Annotated in this window: 19 protein-coding genes, 2 rRNA genes and 1 other annotated feature (1 of these 22 cut by a window edge); all 21 genes read left to right on the plus strand. The window is 52.9% G+C overall.

Features of this window, described 5'->3' with window-relative positions; translation table 11 throughout:
- A 23S ribosomal RNA gene (locus tag ACTVIM_RS00485) occupies positions 1–936 on the plus strand; it begins 1,995 nt to the left of the window's first position.
- Between the two features lie 222 nt (positions 937–1,158).
- Positions 1,159–1,275 (plus strand): 5S ribosomal RNA (gene rrf / locus ACTVIM_RS00490).
- A 238-nt stretch (positions 1,276–1,513) separates the two neighbouring features.
- Positions 1,514–1,975 carry a CtsR family transcriptional regulator gene (locus tag ACTVIM_RS00495; protein WP_033021074.1) on the plus strand — a complete coding sequence of 154 codons (462 nt, stop codon included), beginning with the start codon at positions 1,514–1,516 and terminating at the stop codon, positions 1,973–1,975.
- Positions 1,976–1,990: 15 nt separating this feature from the next.
- Positions 1,991–2,539, plus strand: coding sequence for a UvrB/UvrC motif-containing protein (locus ACTVIM_RS00500; protein ID WP_033021072.1), 549 nt, complete (start codon positions 1,991–1,993; stop codon positions 2,537–2,539).
- A 4-nt stretch (positions 2,540–2,543) separates the two neighbouring features.
- Positions 2,544–3,635 (plus strand): protein arginine kinase, encoded by a 1,092-nt coding sequence (locus ACTVIM_RS00505; protein WP_445613336.1) that lies wholly within the window; start codon positions 2,544–2,546, stop codon positions 3,633–3,635.
- Positions 3,632–6,067 carry an ATP-dependent protease ATP-binding subunit ClpC gene (clpC, locus tag ACTVIM_RS00510; RefSeq protein ID WP_033021066.1) on the plus strand — a complete coding sequence of 812 codons (2,436 nt, stop codon included), beginning with the start codon at positions 3,632–3,634 and terminating at the stop codon, positions 6,065–6,067. Before ACTVIM_RS00505 ends, clpC begins: the two co-directional genes overlap by 4 nt.
- Positions 6,068–6,146: 79 nt before the next feature.
- Positions 6,147–7,517 (plus strand): DNA repair protein RadA, encoded by a 1,371-nt coding sequence (gene radA, locus ACTVIM_RS00515; RefSeq protein ID WP_445613337.1) that lies wholly within the window; start codon positions 6,147–6,149, stop codon positions 7,515–7,517.
- Between the two features lie 194 nt (positions 7,518–7,711).
- Positions 7,712–8,806 (plus strand): PIN/TRAM domain-containing protein, encoded by a 1,095-nt coding sequence (locus ACTVIM_RS00520; RefSeq protein ID WP_445613338.1) that lies wholly within the window; start codon positions 7,712–7,714, stop codon positions 8,804–8,806.
- A gap of 20 nt (positions 8,807–8,826) precedes the next feature.
- Positions 8,827–9,513 carry a 2-C-methyl-D-erythritol 4-phosphate cytidylyltransferase gene (gene ispD / locus ACTVIM_RS00525; RefSeq protein ID WP_144972344.1) on the plus strand — a complete coding sequence of 229 codons (687 nt, stop codon included), beginning with the start codon at positions 8,827–8,829 and terminating at the stop codon, positions 9,511–9,513.
- Between the two features lie 15 nt (positions 9,514–9,528).
- On the plus strand, positions 9,529–10,011 hold the full coding sequence (gene ispF, locus ACTVIM_RS00530) for a 2-C-methyl-D-erythritol 2,4-cyclodiphosphate synthase (RefSeq protein ID WP_033021056.1): 483 nt from the start codon (positions 9,529–9,531) through the stop codon (positions 10,009–10,011).
- 226 nt (positions 10,012–10,237) lie between these two features.
- Positions 10,238–11,710 carry a glutamate--tRNA ligase gene (gltX, locus tag ACTVIM_RS00535; RefSeq protein WP_445613339.1) on the plus strand — a complete coding sequence of 491 codons (1,473 nt, stop codon included), beginning with the start codon at positions 10,238–10,240 and terminating at the stop codon, positions 11,708–11,710.
- A gap of 71 nt (positions 11,711–11,781) precedes the next feature.
- Positions 11,782–12,016, plus strand: a binding site (T-box leader).
- 192 nt (positions 12,017–12,208) lie between these two features.
- On the plus strand, positions 12,209–12,883 hold the full coding sequence (gene cysE, locus ACTVIM_RS00540; protein WP_033021051.1) for a serine O-acetyltransferase: 675 nt from the start codon (positions 12,209–12,211) through the stop codon (positions 12,881–12,883).
- A complete protein-coding gene (gene cysS, locus ACTVIM_RS00545; RefSeq protein ID WP_033021049.1) occupies positions 12,861–14,264 on the plus strand; it encodes a cysteine--tRNA ligase in 1,404 nt (467 codons plus the stop codon). Before cysE ends, cysS begins: the two co-directional genes overlap by 23 nt.
- Before the next feature lie 3 nt (positions 14,265–14,267).
- Positions 14,268–14,690: a Mini-ribonuclease 3 gene (locus tag ACTVIM_RS00550; RefSeq protein WP_445613340.1), complete on the plus strand. Its 423-nt coding sequence runs from the start codon at positions 14,268–14,270 to the stop codon at positions 14,688–14,690.
- On the plus strand, positions 14,690–15,427 hold the full coding sequence (gene rlmB, locus ACTVIM_RS00555) for a 23S rRNA (guanosine(2251)-2'-O)-methyltransferase RlmB (RefSeq protein ID WP_445613341.1): 738 nt from the start codon (positions 14,690–14,692) through the stop codon (positions 15,425–15,427). Before ACTVIM_RS00550 ends, rlmB begins: the two co-directional genes overlap by 1 nt.
- Positions 15,428–15,430: 3 nt before the next feature.
- Positions 15,431–15,943 (plus strand): NYN domain-containing protein, encoded by a 513-nt coding sequence (locus tag ACTVIM_RS00560; protein ID WP_033021043.1) that lies wholly within the window; start codon positions 15,431–15,433, stop codon positions 15,941–15,943.
- Between the two features lie 69 nt (positions 15,944–16,012).
- Entirely contained in the window at positions 16,013–16,663 is a 651-nt protein-coding gene (gene sigH, locus ACTVIM_RS00565; protein ID WP_144972358.1) for an RNA polymerase sporulation sigma factor SigH, read from the plus strand.
- A 70-nt stretch (positions 16,664–16,733) separates the two neighbouring features.
- Positions 16,734–16,865: a hypothetical protein gene (locus ACTVIM_RS00570; RefSeq protein ID WP_255358694.1), complete on the plus strand. Its 132-nt coding sequence runs from the start codon at positions 16,734–16,736 to the stop codon at positions 16,863–16,865.
- Positions 16,866–16,901: 36 nt separating this feature from the next.
- Positions 16,902–17,084 carry a preprotein translocase subunit SecE gene (secE, locus tag ACTVIM_RS00575; protein WP_033021039.1) on the plus strand — a complete coding sequence of 61 codons (183 nt, stop codon included), beginning with the start codon at positions 16,902–16,904 and terminating at the stop codon, positions 17,082–17,084.
- 111 nt (positions 17,085–17,195) lie between these two features.
- Positions 17,196–17,729: a transcription termination/antitermination protein NusG gene (gene nusG / locus ACTVIM_RS00580; protein ID WP_033021037.1), complete on the plus strand. Its 534-nt coding sequence runs from the start codon at positions 17,196–17,198 to the stop codon at positions 17,727–17,729.
- 238 nt (positions 17,730–17,967) lie between these two features.
- Positions 17,968–18,393 carry a 50S ribosomal protein L11 gene (rplK, locus tag ACTVIM_RS00585; RefSeq protein WP_033842689.1) on the plus strand — a complete coding sequence of 142 codons (426 nt, stop codon included), beginning with the start codon at positions 17,968–17,970 and terminating at the stop codon, positions 18,391–18,393.
- Positions 18,394–18,479: the final 86 nt, after the last annotated feature.

Consider the following 18,479-nt stretch of genomic DNA (forward strand, 5'->3'; position numbering starts at 1 on the left):
ACGAAAGGTGTAACGACTTGGGCGCTGTCTCAACGAGAGACCCGGTGAAATTATACTACCTGTGAAGATGCAGGTTTCCCGCGACAGGACGGAAAGACCCCGTGGAGCTTTACTGCAGCCTGATATGGAATTTTGGTATCGCTTGTACAGGATAGGTGGGAGCCTAAGAAGCCGGAGCGCCAGCTTCGGTGGAGGCGCCGGTGGGATACCACCCTGGCGGTATTGAAATTCTAACCCGCACCCCTTCAGCGGGGTGGGAGACAGTGTCAGGTGGGCAGTTTGACTGGGGCGGTCGCCTCCCAAAAGGTAACGGAGGCGCCCAAAGGTTCCCTCAGAATGGTTGGAAATCATTCGGAGAGTGCAAAGGCACAAGGGAGCTTGACTGCGAGACGGACAGGTCGAGCAGGGACGAAAGTCGGGCTTAGTGATCCGGTGGTTCCGCATGGAAGGGCCATCGCTCAACGGATAAAAGCTACCCCGGGGATAACAGGCTGATCTCCCCCAAGAGTCCACATCGACGGGGAGGTTTGGCACCTCGATGTCGGCTCATCGCATCCTGGGGCTGTAGTCGGTCCCAAGGGTTGGGCTGTTCGCCCATTAAAGCGGTACGCGAGCTGGGTTCAGAACGTCGTGAGACAGTTCGGTCCCTATCCGTCGCGGGCGTAGGAAATTTGCGAGGAGCTGTCCTTAGTACGAGAGGACCGGGATGGACGCACCGCTGGTGTACCAGTTGTCCCGCCAGGGGCACCGCTGGGTAGCTATGTGCGGACGGGATAAGCGCTGAAAGCATCTAAGCGTGAAGCCCCCCTCAAGATGAGATTTCCCATCGCGTTAGGCGAGTAAGATCCCTCGAAGATGACGAGGTCGATAGGTCCGAGGTGGAAGCGTGGCGACACGTGGAGCTGACGGATACTAATCGATCGAGGGCTTAACCTAGAAAAGCGGAGGACCCCCGCCGATCGGTGAAACGCGCTGGAGGGCCTGCGAGGAGGCTATACCGCCATAGCAGGACCGAAGCGTCGCGAGCCGATGGCGGCCGGAGCTAGACAGTACGAAGCGCGGCTTCTTCCGACGGTTATCTAGTTTTGAAGGAATGCGTTCCTTCTTGACAGGAATTAATTTTCTGGTATAATGATTCATGAAAAACGGAATGGCTTGCCTAGTGGTGATAGCGGAGGGGAAACACCCGTTCCCATCCCGAACACGGAAGTTAAGCCCTCCAGCGCCGATGGTAGTTGGGGCCAGCGCCCCTGCAAGAGTAGGTCGCTGCTAGGCAGTAGATCTTTTAGCACGCCTTTTCTTTTCGGAGAAAAGGCGTGCTTTTTGTTTATCTGTTTTTTTGACGTTTTGCCATTGGAAAAAGAGGATATTCTATAGATGCCCGCTGTTTTTCAGTAACGCTTGCATTTTTTCGCCATACATTATATAGTAAAAGTAAGGTCAAATATAGTCAAAGTCAACGGATGGATTTGATCGTCTGAGCAGTTCGGTTGTAAGGAAGGTGGGAGGTAGAGTGCCAAACATTTCCGACATTATTGAGCAATATTTAAAGCAAGTTCTCAATATGAGTGATCAAGATATTGTAGAAATTAAGCGAAGTGAAATCGCCAGTAAGTTTCAATGCGTTCCGTCACAAATCAATTATGTCATCAACACAAGGTTTACCTTGGAAAGAGGATATATTGTTGAAAGCAAACGCGGCGGCGGCGGGTATATTCGGATTATGAAGGTAAAGACAAAAAGTGAGGCGCAGCTCATTGATCAGCTGCTTGAGCTCATTGGTTCTCGCATCAGCCAGTCGAATGCTGAGAATATGGTGAAACGTCTCGTTGATGAAAACGTGATTTCGGAGCGCGAGGCAAAAATGATGTTAAGTGTCATGGATCGCTCCGTTTTATACATTGACCTGCCTGAACGGGATGAACTGCGAGCGCGCATGCTGAAGGCGATGTTGACGTCGCTGAAATATAAATAGGGGGAGGGGAAGTCTTTGGTTTGCCAAGAATGCAAGCAACGGCCGGCTACGATGCATTTTACGAAAATCGTCAACGGAGAAAAAACGGAGTTTCATCTTTGCGAACAATGCGCTAAGGAGCACGGCCATATGTTTATGTTATATGGCCACGACGATTTTCCACTCAACAACTTGTTGGCGGGGTTACTCAACTTCGAGGCTCCGGTGAAGGAGATGACGGCGAACGCGTTTCCAAACCCGGATTTGCTGCAGTGCCAGACATGCCAGATGACCTATCATCAGTTTACACAAATTGGGCGGTTCGGCTGTGCGGATTGTTATCGAACATTTGCCCGTTACTTGCCGCCGATCTTGAAACGGCTTCATAGCGGCAATACGGCCCATTCAGGGAAAATTCCGAAGCGAAAAGGGGGCGTGCTTCATTTGCGCAAGCAGCTTGCCGCTCTGAAACAAAAGCTTCAGGAATTGATCGCCCGCGAGGAATTTGAGCGGGCGGCAGAGGTGCGTGACCAAATCCGCTCGTTGGAAAATGAACTTCGCCAGCGCGGAGAGGGGGATATGTAACGGCATGTCGTTTGAGAAATTTTTCAATACTGCGGTCAGTTCGTGGATGAGTCAAGAGGGACCGGATTCGGATATCGTCTTAAGCAGCCGCATCCGGCTGGCGCGCAATATCGTTGATTTTCGTTTTCCGACGCTGTTCAGCAGCGAGGAGGCAAGACAAATCGTCTCGCTGTTCGAGCGGGCGTTTGCGCACCGCTCTTATAGGGAGGCGGGGCGTTTCGAGCTGTTGAAAATGTCGGAGCTTCAGCCAATTGAAAAGAGGGTTTTGGTGGAAAAACATTTGATCAGTCCTCATTTGGCGGAAGATTCGCCGTTTGGCGCCTGCCTGCTCTCGGAGAACGAAAAAATCAGCATCATGATTAACGAAGAGGATCATATTCGCATCCAATGCCTGTTCCCCGGTTTGCAGCTTGCTGAGGCGCTGGAAGCAGCGAGCGAATTGGACGATTGGATTGAAGGGCATGTCAACTACGCCTTCGATGAACGGCTTGGCTATTTGACAAGCTGTCCCACCAATGTGGGGACGGGGTTGCGGGCTTCGGTAATGATGCATCTTCCGGCGCTTGTCTTGACGCAGCAAATGAACCGCATTGTTCCGGCGATCAATCAACTCGGTCTTGTCGTTCGCGGGACATACGGCGAAGGGAGCGAGGCGTTGGGGAACATTTTCCAAATTTCCAACCAGATCACACTCGGCAAATCGGAGGAAGATATTGTCGCTGATTTGCATATGATCGTCCAGCAGCTGATCGCCCAAGAACGAGCGGCGCGCCAGGCATTAGTCAAAACTTTGGGCATACAATTAGAAGATAAAGTGTTCCGTTCATACGGCATATTGGCCAACTGCCGCGTCATCGAATCAAAAGAGGCGGCGCAATGTTTGTCCGATGTGCGTCTTGGCATTGATTTAGGATATATCCAAAACATCTCGCGCAACATTTTAAATGAGCTGATGATTTTGACGCAGCCAGGATTTTTGCAACAGTACGCCGGTGGGGCGCTCCGCCCGGAAGAACGCGACGTCCGCCGTGCAGCGCTGATTCGAGAACGTCTAAAAATGGAAGAAAGAAGAAAGATGGAGGGTGATGAACGATGATGTTTGGCAGATTTACGGAACGGGCACAAAAGGTGCTGGCGCTGGCGCAAGAAGAAGCCATTCGCCTTGGCCATAACAATATCGGGACCGAACATATTTTGCTCGGATTGATTCGTGAAGGGGAAGGAATTGCAGCCAAAGCGCTCATGGCGCTCGGACTAGGCCCTGAAAAAATTCAAAAAGAAGTCGAATCGCTCATCGGCCGTGGCAATGAAGCGTCGCACACGATTCATTATACGCCGCGGGCGAAAAAAGTCATTGAGCTGTCGATGGATGAAGCGCGGAAGCTTGGCCATTCCTATGTCGGCACGGAACATATTTTGCTTGGGCTCATCCGTGAAGGGGAAGGGGTAGCGGCCCGTGTGCTGAACAACTTGGGCGTCAGCTTGAACAAAGCGCGCCAACAAGTGCTGCAGCTGCTCGGCAGCAACGAATCGATCTCAGGCCATGGAGGCGGAGGGGCCTCACATGTGAGCACGCCAACGCTTGACAGCCTCGCTCGCGACCTGACGGCGATCGCTCGCGAAGGTCGCCTTGATCCGGTTATCGGCCGGAGCAAAGAGATTCAGCGCGTCATTGAAGTATTAAGCAGACGGACGAAAAACAACCCGGTGCTGATTGGGGAGCCGGGAGTCGGAAAAACCGCGATCGCTGAAGGGCTGGCGCAGCAAATCGTCAATAACGAGGTGCCGGAAACGCTGCGCGACAAACGGGTGATGACGCTCGATATGGGAACGGTTGTCGCCGGAACGAAATACCGTGGCGAGTTCGAAGACCGTTTGAAAAAAGTGATGGATGAAATCCGGCAGGCGGGCAACATCATTCTGTTCATCGATGAACTGCATACGCTGATCGGCGCCGGCGGGGCGGAAGGAGCGATCGACGCGTCGAATATTTTAAAACCGGCGTTGGCGCGCGGAGAATTGCAATGCATCGGAGCGACGACGCTTGATGAATATCGGAAGTACATCGAGAAAGATGCTGCTCTTGAACGTCGTTTCCAGCCGATTTATGTCGATGAACCGACTGTTGAAGAATCGATCCAAATTTTAAAAGGGCTGCGCGACCGCTATGAGGCGCACCATCGTGTTTCCATTTCCGATGAAGCGATTGAGCAAGCAGTGAAGCTGTCCGATCGTTACATTACCGACCGTTTCCTGCCCGATAAGGCGATTGACTTGATCGACGAAGCTTGCTCGAAAGTGCGCCTCCGTTCGTTTACAGCGCCGCCGAAGCTGAAAGAGCTCGAGCAAAAGCTCGAGGAAGTGCGGAAGGAAAAAGATGCTGCCGTGCAAAGCCAAGAGTTTGAAAAGGCGGCTTCGCTGCGCGATATGGAACAACGGCTGCGCGAAGAGTTGGAAGAGACGAAACGGGCGTGGAAGGAAAAACAAGGGCAAGAAAACTCGGAAGTCACGGTGGAGGATATCGCTGCGGTTGTGTCAAGCTGGACCGGCATCCCGGTATCGAAACTGGCCGAAACGGAAACAGAACGATTGCTCAAGCTTGAGGAGATTTTGCATGCCCGCGTCGTCGGCCAAGATGAGGCGGTGAAAGCGGTGGCGAAAGCGGTGCGCCGCGCCCGCGCCGGTCTGAAAGATCCGAAACGCCCGATCGGTTCGTTTATTTTCCTCGGCCCGACCGGCGTTGGGAAAACGGAATTGGCTCGCGCCTTAGCAGAAGCGATGTTTGGCGATGAAGACGCCCTGATCCGCATCGACATGTCGGAGTATATGGAAAAACACTCGACATCGCGGCTCATCGGTTCACCGCCGGGGTATGTCGGCTACGAAGAAGGCGGCCAGCTGACAGAAAAAGTGCGCCGCAAGCCGTACTCCGTCATTTTGCTCGATGAGATGGAAAAGGCGCATCCGGATGTGTTCAATATTTTGCTGCAGGTGCTGGAAGACGGGCGCTTGACTGACTCGAAAGGACGGACGGTCGACTTCCGCAACACGATCATCATTATGACGTCGAACGTTGGCGCCGACGCGCTGAAGCGGAACAAATACGTCGGATTTAACATTCAAGATCAGCATCAGCAGTATAAAGACATGAAAAGCAAGGTGATGGACGAACTGAAAAAGGCGTTCCGTCCAGAGTTTTTAAACCGGATCGACGAAATTATCGTCTTCCATTCGCTTGAAAAAGAACATTTGAAACAAATTGTCCGCCTGATGGCCGATACGCTTGTGAAACGCCTGAAGGAACAGGATATTGACTTGGAGTTGACCGAGGCGGCCATTGAGAAAATTGCCGCTGAAGGGTTTGATCCGGAATACGGCGCTCGCCCATTGCGCCGCGCCTTGCAAAAGCATATCGAAGATCGGTTGTCGGAAGAGTTGCTAAAAGGCACGATCGCCAAAGGGCAGACAGTCGTCGTCGATGTCAAAGACGGGGAGTTTGTCGTGCTGGCGAAACAGGCGGTTGTGTAAGGGAAGGGGTATGCGGCAGTTTGCTGCCCATACCTTTTTTCTCATCTTGCCGATCCGGCGATAGAAGGGGTTTGTAGAAATGGTCAAAAAGAAAACGAAGTTTGTTTGTCAAGAGTGCGGCTATGAGTCGGCCAAATGGCTCGGCCGCTGTCCAGGATGCCAAACGTGGAATTCGTTTGTGGAGGAAATCGAGCGGGCGGTTTCTGGGCGCGGCGCGTTTTTTCACACTGAACCGTCCAGTTCGGCCCAACCGGTTCCGATTACCGCGGTCACAGCTACGCAAGAGCCGCGCATCCGAACGAACAGCGCGGAACTCGATCGCGTGCTCGGCGGCGGGATCGTCAAAGGTTCGCTCGTCTTGATCGGCGGTGACCCTGGGATTGGCAAATCGACGTTGCTGCTGCAGACGTCGGCCCAGCTCGCCGCGGCCCGCCACAAGGTGTTGTATATATCCGGGGAGGAATCAGTGAAGCAGGTGAAGCTGCGCGCCGGGCGCCTCCACGCCGAATCAAATGAACTATATGTGTTAGCCGAAGCGAATATGGAATATATTGTAACAGCGGTGGAAACGATTCAGCCTGCCTGTGTGATCATCGATTCCATTCAGACGGTGTACCGAACCGATATTACGTCAGCCCCGGGCAGCGTCGCCCAAGTGCGCGAATGTACGGCCGAGCTGATGAAAATCGCCAAAACGAAAGGCATCGCCATTTTCATTGTCGGCCATGTGACGAAAGAAGGGGCGATCGCCGGGCCGCGCTTGCTTGAACATATGGTTGATACGGTTCTTTATTTTGAAGGGGAGCGGCATCATACGTACCGTATTTTGCGGGCGGTGAAAAACCGCTTCGGTTCGACGAATGAAATCGGCATTTTTGAAATGCGCGACATCGGGCTGCGAGAGGTGGAAAACCCGTCGGAAGTGTTTTTGGAAGAGCGGTCGCGTGGAGCGGCGGGCTCAACGGTCGTCGCGGCCATGGAAGGGACGCGCCCGGTGCTCGTTGAAATTCAGGCGCTCGTTTCGCCGACGAGTTTTGGCAACCCAAGGCGAATGGCGACCGGCCTCGATCACAACCGCGTTTCGCTGCTGATGGCGGTGCTTGAAAAGCGGGTCGGGCTGCTGTTGCAAAACCAAGACGCCTACTTGAAGGTAGCGGGCGGGGTAAAGCTTGACGAACCGGCCATTGACTTGGCGGTCGCCGTTAGCATCGCCTCAAGTTTTCGCGACCGGCCGACCCATCCGGCCGATGTGATCATCGGCGAGGTTGGCTTGACCGGCGAGGTGCGCCGTGTCTCGCGCATTGAACAACGGGTGCAAGAGGCGGCCAAACTAGGGTTTTCGCGCGTCATTGTGCCAAAAAACAATATCACGGGCTGGCAGCCCCCCGACGGCATCCAAGTAATCGGCGTATCACATGTCGCTGAGGCGCTCGAGCATACGATGTTATAAAGCGGGCGAAACGTGAACCCTTTTTGCTTCCATCAACGTAAGAAAATCATGGGCGCAAACTGCCGCGGCATCATCGGCATTTCTATTGTTACAAGTTGATGTCGAATGTTCAAAAATAGTGAAAAATGGTCTTCCAATTGGTTTCAAACATGGGAAACTGTTTATAATGTTAAATAGGAGGTGAAAATGGGCCGATGGTGAAACGGATTGTACAATTGTTTTTTCTTGCCGTAGGCGGAACGTTAGGCGCCATGTTTCTGCCCGATTTGTTTCAGTTGTTGAATGTAAGCGGCCTGCCGCTTCTTCATCATTCATATTTGTTGGCGCTCTTGGGGGCCGTTCTGTTCTTTTTGCTGACGTTTTGGCTTGTGGATTATGTCGTCGATATGATCCGATGGGTTGAGGAAACATTGGTGAAAGCGCCAGCCGTCGATGTGCTGTTTGGCAGCCTTGGGTTGATTTTTGGTCTCATTATCGCGTTTTTCATTGTCATGCCGTTGCAGTCGTTTCGCATTGAAGTGCTCAATACAGTGCTGCCGGTTTTTTTGACCATTTTGCTCGGCTATTTAGGGTTTCGCGTTGGTTGGAAGAAACGGAATGAGCTAATGAATTTATTTTCGCTTTCCAACCGCATGACAAAGAAAAAAAGCGCAGAGGTTGAGAACGAACCGTCAAAAGGCGGCGCCGTCAAAATTTTGGACACGAGCGTCATCATCGATGGGCGGATTGCGGACATTTGTCAAACCGGCTTTTTGGAAGGACCGCTTGTCATCCCGCGATTTGTCCTCGAAGAATTGCAGCATATCGCCGATTCGTCCGACGTGCTGAAGCGGAACCGCGGCCGCCGCGGCTTGGACATTTTGAACCGCATTCAAAAAGAAATGGCCATGAAAGTAGAAATTCATGAAGCGGATTTTAATGATGTCCAAGAAGTCGACAGCAAGCTTGTCAAATTGGCTAAGCAGCTGCAAGGGGTCGTTGTGACGAACGATTTCAATTTAAACAAAGTATGTGAGCTGCAAAACGTGCGCGTCTTAAACATCAACGACTTGGCGAACGCGGTCAAACCGGTCGTGCTGCCGGGGGAAGAGCTGAACGTGCACGTCATCAAAGACGGCAAAGAGCATAACCAAGGTGTCGCCTATTTGGACGATGGGACAATGATCGTTGTGGAAGATGGCAAAGAATATATCGGCAAACGGGTTGACGTTTTGGTGACTAGCGTGTTACAAACATCTGCGGGGAGAATGATTTTTGCCAAGCTAAAACTGTTGCAAAAAGCGCTTTAGAAGAATAGGGGAAACGTCCAATGAAGTATGAAGCGATCGTGTTGGCGGCCGGACAAGGAAAGCGGATGAACGCCGGCATGAACAAGCAATTTCTTGAACTTGGCGGCGAACCGCTCATCGTTCGGACATTGAAAGTGTTTGACGGCGATGAGCGGTGCGCCGGCATTGTGCTCGTCGTCAACCCGGCTGAACGACAGCGGTTGGCGCAACTGCTTGAACGTTATCGCATCCGCAAAGTCACAGCGCTGGCCAACGGCGGACAGGAGCGGCAGCATAGCGTGTATAACGGGCTGCAGGCGCTCAAGGGAGAGGGGATCGTCCTCATCCATGACGGCGCTCGCCCGTTTATTCGCGTCCGGCAGTTGCATGAGCTGGCCGATGCCGCGGTTCAAGACGGGGCGGCCATTCCAGCCGTGCGGGTGAAAGACACGATTAAAAAAGCGAACGGCTTGTTTGTTGAAGAAACGATCGATCGTTCCAGCTTGTGGGCGGTGCAAACGCCACAAGCTTTTCGTCTGTCTTTGATCATGGAGGCGCACGAGGCGGCGAAACGGGATGGTTACCTAGGCACGGATGATGCCAGCCTCATCGAACGGCTCGGCAAGCCGGTGAGGCTTTTGGAGGGAGACTATCAGAACATTAAGTTGACAACACCGGACGATCTGCTGTTTGCCGAAGCGATTTTAGCAAGCCGCCTTGTCGAGTAGAATGGGGGAAAAGATATGTTTCGCATTGGACAAGGGTTTGACGTTCATCAGCTCGTGGAAGGGCGCCCGCTTATCATCGGTGGTGTTCATATCCCATATGAGAAAGGGTTGCTCGGTCATTCTGATGCCGATGTGCTGTTGCACGCGGTGGCCGATGCGTGCCTCGGCGCGATTGGCGCTGGCGACATCGGGCGGCACTTCCCTGACACCGATCCGCGTTATAAAGATGCTGATTCAGCCGAACTGCTTGCTCGCGTATGGGGGCTCGTTCGGCAAGAAGGCTATGTGTTGGCGAACATGGACTGTACGATTATTGCCCAAAAACCAAAGATGGCCCCGTATATTGAGGAGATGAGGGCGATCATCGCCCGGCTGCTCGAAGCTGAGCGTTCGCAAGTGAATGTGAAGGCGACGACGACAGAAAAACTGGGATTCACTGGGCGCGAAGAAGGCATTGCTGCCCAGGCGGTCGTATTGCTGCAAAAGAGCGGGGCGTAATATTAGGGTGCTGCGATGCCGTATGATGACCGCTTAGGAAGCGGCGGCATGACGGATCCGGAAGCGTTCCGGCCTCGTGTTTTTCCGCTGGGGCGTGAAGGCGTCGAGCGGAAGAGGCCGGCGTCCGGCGGCACAGCGCTGATGAGGCGAGCCGTCCGTTTTGAACATTGCCGCGATAAACGGTACAATAATAGCACAAGTTTGATGGAAGTGGAGGGGTTGGACGATGGCAAAAGAGGTGCGCGTGCGCTATGCGCCGAGCCCGACCGGCCATTTGCATATCGGCGGGGCGCGAACAGCGTTGTTTAATTATTTGTTTGCCCGCCACCACGGTGGAAAAATGATCGTCCGCATCGAGGATACGGATCTTGAACGGAACATTGAAGGCGGCGAACAGTCGCAGCTTGAAAACTTACAATGGCTTGGCATCGACTATGATGAGTCGGTCGACAAAGACGGCGGCTACGGTCCGTACCGGCAGACGGAGCGGCTCGATATTTATCGGAAATATGTGAATGAATTGCTTGAGCAAGGCCATGCGTACAAATGTTTTTGCACGCCGGAGGAGCTTGAACGGGAACGCGAGGAACAGCGGGCCGCCGGCATCGCCGCTCCGCAATACAGCGGCAAATGCCGGCATTTGACCCCGGAGCAAACGGCGGAGTTGGAAGCGCAAGGAAAGCCATATACCATTCGCCTCAAGGTACCGGAAGGAAAAACGTATGAGTTTGACGACTTGGTGCGCGGAAAAGTGACGTTTGCGTCCAAGGATGTCGGCGGTGACTGGGTGATCGTCAAAGCGAACGGCATTCCGACGTACAACTTTGCGGTCGTCATTGATGACCATTTGATGGAGATCAGCCATGTGTTCCGCGGCGAGGAACATTTGTCCAATACGCCGAAGCAGCTCATGGTATACGACTATTTCGGCTGGGAGCCGCCGCAGTTCGCCCATTTGACGCTGATTGTCAACGAGCAGCGGAAAAAACTGTCGAAGCGCGATGAATCGATCATTCAGTTCGTTTCGCAATACAAAGAGCTCGGCTATTTGCCAGAAGCGATGTTCAACTTTTTCGCGCTGCTTGGCTGGTCGCCGGAAGGGGAAGAAGAAATTTTTACGAAAGACGAATTGATCCGCTTGTTTGACGTCTCTCGGCTGTCGAAATCGCCGTCGATGTTTGATACGAAAAAGCTGGCCTGGATGAACAACCAATACATGAAACAGCTCGATCTCGATCGGCTCGTTGATCTCGCTTTGCCGCATTTAGTGAAAGCCGGGCGCCTGCCGGCGGATATGACGGAGGAGCAGCGGCAATGGGCGCGCGATTTGATCGCCTTGTACCAAGAGCAAATGAGCTACGGGGCGGAGATTGTTCCGCTGTCCGAGCTGTTCTTCAAGGAAGAGGTCGACTATGAAGAGGAAGCGCGTCAAGTGCTGGCCGAGGAGCAGGTGCCGGAAGTGCTGTCTGCCTTTTTAGCGAACGTGCGGGAGCTTGAACCGTTTACGGCCGATGAGATTAAAGCAGCGATCAAAGCGGTGCAAAAGTCGACCGGACAAAAAGGGAAAAAGCTGTTCATGCCGATCCGCGCCGCAGTGACCGGACAAACGCACGGGCCGGAGCTGCCGTTTGCCATTCAGCTGCTCGGCAAACAAAAAGTGATCGAGCGGCTGGAGCGGGCGCTGCAGCAAAAATTTTAACTCCGCTTTGCACGTTCAGGCGGTAAATGTGATATAATAATACAAAGTTTTTGGTGGAACAAGTTCATCATGATAAAGCGTTGACGAGGAAAAGTAGGAGGCATCGGCATTCCAGAGAGAGCCGTCTTGGCTGGGAGCGGCTTATGTGCGGTGCCATCCGAAATGCGCCTCGGAGCCTCCTTTCGAACCGGAACAGAGACGTTCTGCAGTAGAGGGGAGCGGAGCATCTCCGTTATCGGACTCGAGTGAGCGAAGCGCCCCCCGTTTCGCTAAACAGAGTGGAACCGCGCCAACAGCGTCTCTGTGTCTTCGGCACAGAGACGTTTTTTATTCGAGACAGCTTAGGAGGCTGGTGAAAAACGGTTGTTTCTCTTGAGCAATGGGGGAACGCTTGAAAGGCGATCCTGATGCGACAAGGCTTATCTATTTGAGAAACGGGCTTGATAAGCGACTTGTCCCCTTAAATCACCGGTCTCTTAGAAGTGGAGGGAGGATGTCATGTTTAAAACATTGAAAGAGGACATTGAAGTCATTTTTGAACAAGACCCGGCGGCGAGAAGCTATTTGGAAGTCATTTTAACGTATTCCGGCCTTCATGCCATCTGGGCGCACCGGATCGCCCACGCGCTTTACAAGCGGAAATTTTATTTCCTTGCCCGCTTGATTTCACAAATCAGCCGCTTTTTCACCGGCATTGAAATCCATCCGGGCGCGAAAATCGGCCGCCGCTTTTTCATCGATCACGGCATGGGCGTGGTGATCGGCGAGACGTGCGAAATCGGCGACAATGTCACGGTCTATCAAGGGGTCACATTAGGCGGGACAGGAAAAGAAAAAGGGAAGCGCCATCCGACGATTAAAGATAACTGTTTGATCGCTGCCGGCGCGAAAGTGCTCGGATCGATTACGATCGGGGAAAACTCGAAAATCGGCGCCGGCTCGGTCGTGTTAAAAGACGTGCCGCCCAATTCAACCGTCGTCGGCATCCCGGGCCGTGTCGTCGTGCGCGACGGGGTAAGGGTGAAGAAAGATTTAAACCATACTGACCTGCCTGATCCGATCGCCGACCGGTTCCGGGAGCTTGAAGAGGAAATCGCTCGGCTGAAAAGCGAGCTTGAGGCATTGAAACAACAAGAAAGGAAGAACGAGTATGAGCAGCATACGGCTTTATAATACGTTGACGCGAAAAAAAGAACCGTTTGAGCCGTTGGAACCGAACAAGGTGAAAATGTATGTGTGCGGCCCGACGGTGTATAACTATATTCATATCGGCAATGCGCGGGCCGCCATCGTTTTTGACACGATCCGCCGCTATTTGGAGTTCCGCGGCTATGATGTGACGTATGTATCGAACTTTACCGATGTTGATGACAAGCTGATCAAAGCGGCTCGCGAGCTCGGCGAGAGCGTTCCGGCAATCGCCGAGCGGTTCATTGAGGCGTATTTTGAGGACATTCAAGCGCTCGGCTGCAAAAAAGCGGACATCCATCCGCGCGTGACCGAAAACATCGGTACGATTATCGAATTTATTCAGACGCTCATTGACAAAGGATATGCCTACGAAGTCGAAGGCGATGTGTATTACCGGACGCGCAAGTTCCGCGAATACGGCAAGCTGTCCCATCAATCGATCGATGAGCTGCAAGCGGGGGCGCGCATTGAAGTTGGCGAGAAAAAGGACGATCCGCTTGATTTTGCCCTTTGGAAAGCGGCGAAAGAAGGGGAGATTTCATGGGACAGCCCATGGGGGAAGGGGCGGCCCGGCTGGCATATCGAATGCTCGGCGATGGCGCGCAAATATTTGGGCGATACGATCGATATTCACGCCGGCGGCCAAGACTTGACGTTTCCGCACCATGAAAACGAAATCGCCCAGTCGGAGGCGCTGACCGGCAAACCGTTCGCGAAATATTGGCTGCACAATGGGTATTTAAATATTAACAACGAAAAAATGTCGAAGTCGCTTGGCAATTTCGTGCTCGTTCACGATATCGTCCGGCAGATCGACCCGCAAGTGCTGCGCTTTTTCATGCTGTCGGTGCATTACCGCCATCCGATCAACTACAGCGAAGAGCTGCTTGAGAGCGCGCGGCGCGGGCTTGAGCGCCTGAAGACGGCGTACAGCAATTTGCAGCATCGCCTGCAGGCAAGCACGAACTTGACGGACAATGATGAGGAATGGTTGTCGCGCCTTGCTGACATCCGCGCTTCGTTCATCCGTGAAATGGACGACGATTTCAACACCGCAAACGGCATTGCGGTATTGTTTGAATTGGCGAAACAGGCCAACTTGTACTTGCAGGAAAAAACGACGTCCGAGAAGGTCATTGCCGCGTTTTTGCGCGAGTTCGAGCAGCTGACGGGCGTACTGGGACTTACCTTGAAACAGGAGGAGCTGCTTGATGAGGAAATCGAAGCGCTGATCCAAAAGCGCAATGAAGCGCGAAAAAATCGCGATTTTGCCTTGGCTGACCGCATTCGCGACGAACTGAGAGCCAAAAACATCATTTTGGAAGACACGCCGCAAGGAACGAGATGGAAACGAGGATCGTAAGCGATGATGCCGTTTGAGACAGTCGAGAATGCAGGGCAGTTAAACGGTTTGGCGCTCGCTTACATCGGCGATGCGGTCTATGATGTGTACGTGCGCCGCCATTTGCTCGCGGCTGGGAACGTTCGGCCGCATGAGCTGCACCGGCGGGCGGTTCGCTATGTGTCGGCGCGGGCGCAAGCGAAAGTCATTTTCGCGCTGCTTGACGAAGGCGTGCTGACCGATGAGGAAAAAGAGATTGTTCGCCGCGGCCGCAACGCCAAATCCGGCACGATCCCCAAAAATACCGATGTGCAAACGTATCGGCACAGCACGGCCTTTGAAGCGCTGATTGGGTATCATTTTTTAGTGAATAACGAAGCGCGGATTATGGAATTGATCAGCCGTTCCTTTGCCATTATTGAAAGGGAAGAAAGGGCGTTGGAATGATGGACTACATTATCGGTAAAAATCCGGTCATTGAAGCGCTCAAAGCGGGGCGTGACATCAATAAAATTTGGATCGCTGAAGGGGCGCAGCGCCATACCGTCGAACCTGTGCTTGAATGGGCGAAACGGCGGGGCGTGCTCGTTCAATACGTCCCGAAACGCAAGCTGGACCAAATGGCGGAAGGGGCCCATCAAGGGGTGATCGCCCAGGCGGCGGCTTACCGCTACTATGAAATCGATGACTTGTTCGCTCGCGCCGGCGAGCGGGGCGAGGCGCCGTTTTTTCTCATTTTGGACGAGCTTGAGGATCCGCACAATTTAGGGGCGATCATGCGCACCGCTGACGCCGTCGGGGCGCATGGCCTCATCATTCCGAAGCGGCGTTCGGTCGGGCTGACCCCAACGGTGGCCAAGGCTTCGACCGGGGCGATTGAGCACGTTCCGGTCGCGCGTGTCACAAACTTGGCGCGGACGATGGACGAGCTGAAAGAGCGCGGCGTCTGGATCGCCGGCACCGATGCGGCTGCCAAAGATGACTACCGTTCGCTCGATGGCACGATGCCGCTGGCGCTCGTGATCGGCAGCGAAGGGAAAGGGATCAGCCGGTTGGTGCTGGAAAAATGCGATTTTTTGGTTCGGCTGCCGATGCGCGGGCACGTCACCTCGCTCAACGCCTCTGTCGCCGCCAGCCTGCTCATGTACGAGGTGTACCGGAAGCGGTATCCGTTAGGGGAATAGCCGATGAACATTTTGATTGTCGACGGCTATAACATGATCGGGGCATGGCCGGCGCTGCGCCGGCTGAAAGAAGAGGGCGATCTGGCAGCGGCAAGGGATTTGTTAATTGCGAAACTGGCCGATTATAAAGGATTCACCGGCGATCATGTCGTCATTGTGTTTGACGCCCACCTCGTGCAAGGCAATGAAAAAAAATATAAGCATTATGATATTGACGTCATTTTTACAAAAGAGCATGAGACGGCCGATGAGCGGATTGAACGGTTGGCAAAAACATTGATGAACGCGCGCACGAAAGTGTACGTCGCTACCTCCGACTACACCGAGCAGTGGACGGTGTTCAGCCAAGGGGCCTTGCGCAAATCGGCCCGCGAGCTGTTATATGAGGTTGAATCGGTCGAGCGGGACATTTCCAAAAAACTGAGCGATATCAAACAGCACACCCCAACCTCGAAAATGCCGCTCAGTGACCAAGTTGCCGAAATCTTCGAAAAATGGCGAAGAGGGCAAAAATGAGCGGTTGACGCTGTAAAAATTTGTCCTGTATAATAACTAATAGCGAGTTATGCGGTCGGGGGGATCAGCGTGGGGGAATGCGTCAACGTACATAAAATCAAGGATTATCGCCACCTTGATGACGAACAGCTTGTTGCGCTTGTTCATGAGGGGGATGGGGAAGCGCTCGATTTTTTGATCCATAAGTACCAAAATTTTGTGCGCGCTAAGGCCCGCTCCTATTTTTTGGTCGGCGCTGACCGGGAGGATATCGTGCAGGAAGGGATGATCGGCCTGTATAAGGCCGTCCGCGACTTCAAGGGGGACAAGCTTTCTTCGTTTAAAGCGTTTGCAGAACTTTGTATCACTAGGCAAATGATCACCGCCATTAAAACGGCGACCCGCCAAAAGCATATTCCGCTCAATTCATATGTGTCTTTGGACAAACCGATTTATGATGATGAATCGGACCGCACGCTGATGGACGTGCTGTCCGGCACGCAGGCGACCGATCCGGAACAGCTGATCGTCAACCGTGAGGAAGTAGGGGACATTGAGTTGAAGATGGCTGAGCTGTTAAGCGACCTCGAGCGGAAAGTGCTCGCGTTATATTTGGATGGGCGCTCGTACCAAGAAATTTCCGAAGAATTGAACCGCCATGTCAAGTCGATTGATAACGCGTTGCAGCGCGTCAAGCGGAAGCTGGAAAAATACTTGGAATATCGTGAAGTTCATTTGTAGGTGGCGTGTCGGCAGCGACAAGGAGAAAAACATGACATTGACAGCGGAACGGACAGTATGATAAATTTTTATGGACATCTGGCTGAAACAGGCGGAACGTTGGAGCGTCGAACAGCGCCGTTGCCGCGCAGACGATCGGCGCGCGCCTAGTGCTGACCAAGATGCGGCAAGCGTGCGGTCCATCGCCAAATCAAACCGGTGATGGAGACAGTTTGGAGCGATCGTGGAGGTACGAGTGATGCAGCGGATAACAAATTTTTTGCGTGAAGTTGTGCGCGAGCTAAAAAAAGTAAGCTGGCCCAACCGGAAGGAATTGGTGAACTATACGGCGATTGTGTTGGCTACGGTGGTGTTTTTCACCGTCTTTTTTGCCGTTGTCGACCTCGGCATTTCCGAACTCATTCGTCTTTTGTCTGAATAAGCAGGCGAATGATATGCTATAATGAAAGATAATCGCACGAGCATGGAACCCGGCAACGGGTTTTTGTTTTGCGCAAAAATGGGATAAAAACCGCCCGAGGGAGGCTCGCTGATGGAGAAAAACTGGTATGTCGTCCATACCTATTCGGGATACGAAAACAAAGTGAAGGCGAATTTGGAAAAGCGTGTTGAATCGATGGGGATGCAGGATAAAATTTTTCGCGTCATCGTTCCGGAAGAGACCGAGACCGACGTGAAAAACGGAAAACGAAAAACGACCAAGAAAAAAGTGTTTCCTGGCTATGTGCTTGTTGAAATGGTCATGACGGACGACTCATGGTATGTAGTGCGCAATACGCCGGGGGTGACCGGATTTGTCGGCTCAAGCGGAGCCGGCTCAAAACCGACGCCGCTGATGGAGGAGGAAGTCAAACTAATTTTGAAGCGGATGGGCATGCCGCTCGCTGAGGTGGACGTCGACTACGAAGTGAACGAAATGGTCCGCATCAAAGAAGGGCCGTTTGCGAACTTTGTCGGGAAAATTGAAGCTATTGACCCAGACAAGCATAAAGTGAAACTGTTGATCGATATGTTTGGGCGCGAAACGCGGATGGAGCTCGAGTTTTCCCAAATTGAAAAAATCTAGCTGGATAAAGAACTTGCAATTACTAGGGAAAAGTGATACTATTTTAAAGTCAGTATGTCTCTGAACCGGAGACATCAAGCAATGAACTTATACCGGCGCGTATAAGGGAGCCTGTTATTGTTCTGCTGATCCTCTCAACGGAAACGGGAGATATCGAAACGGCTCATAAGATGGGGAGCCGGATGAGTGGGAGGGGCAATCCCTAATACCACATCACGGACGTAAGGAGGTGTGTCTCGTGGCGAAAAAAGTCATCAAGGTCGTCAAATTGCAAATTCCTGCAGGAAAAGCGAATCCGGCGCCGCCAGTAGGTCCTGCGCTCGGTCAAGCCGGTGTCAATATTATGGCGTTTTGCAAAGAGTTTAATGCTCGCACGGCTGATCAAGCAGGGTTGATCATTCCGGTTGAAATTACGGTTTTTGAAGACCGTTCGTTTACATTCATCACGAAAACGCCGCCTGCCGCTGTATTGCTGAAAAAAGCGGCTGGCATTGAATCGGGCTCCGGCGAACCGAACCGCAACAAAGTGGCGACGATCAAACGCGACAAAGTGCGTGAGATCGCCGAGCTGAAAATGCCGGATTTGAACGCGGCGAGCATTGAAGCCGCCATGCGCATGGTCGAAGGCACGGCCCGCAGCATGGGCATCGTGATTGAAGACTAATGCTGTCGCGCGGCTCGGGAGGAGAGGTTGCATCAAGTGGCAACCTCTTTCTCCATGAATGACACTTGCCTGCCGCGCCTTTCTTC

This window comes from Geobacillus sp. YF-1 (assembly GCF_052692335.1).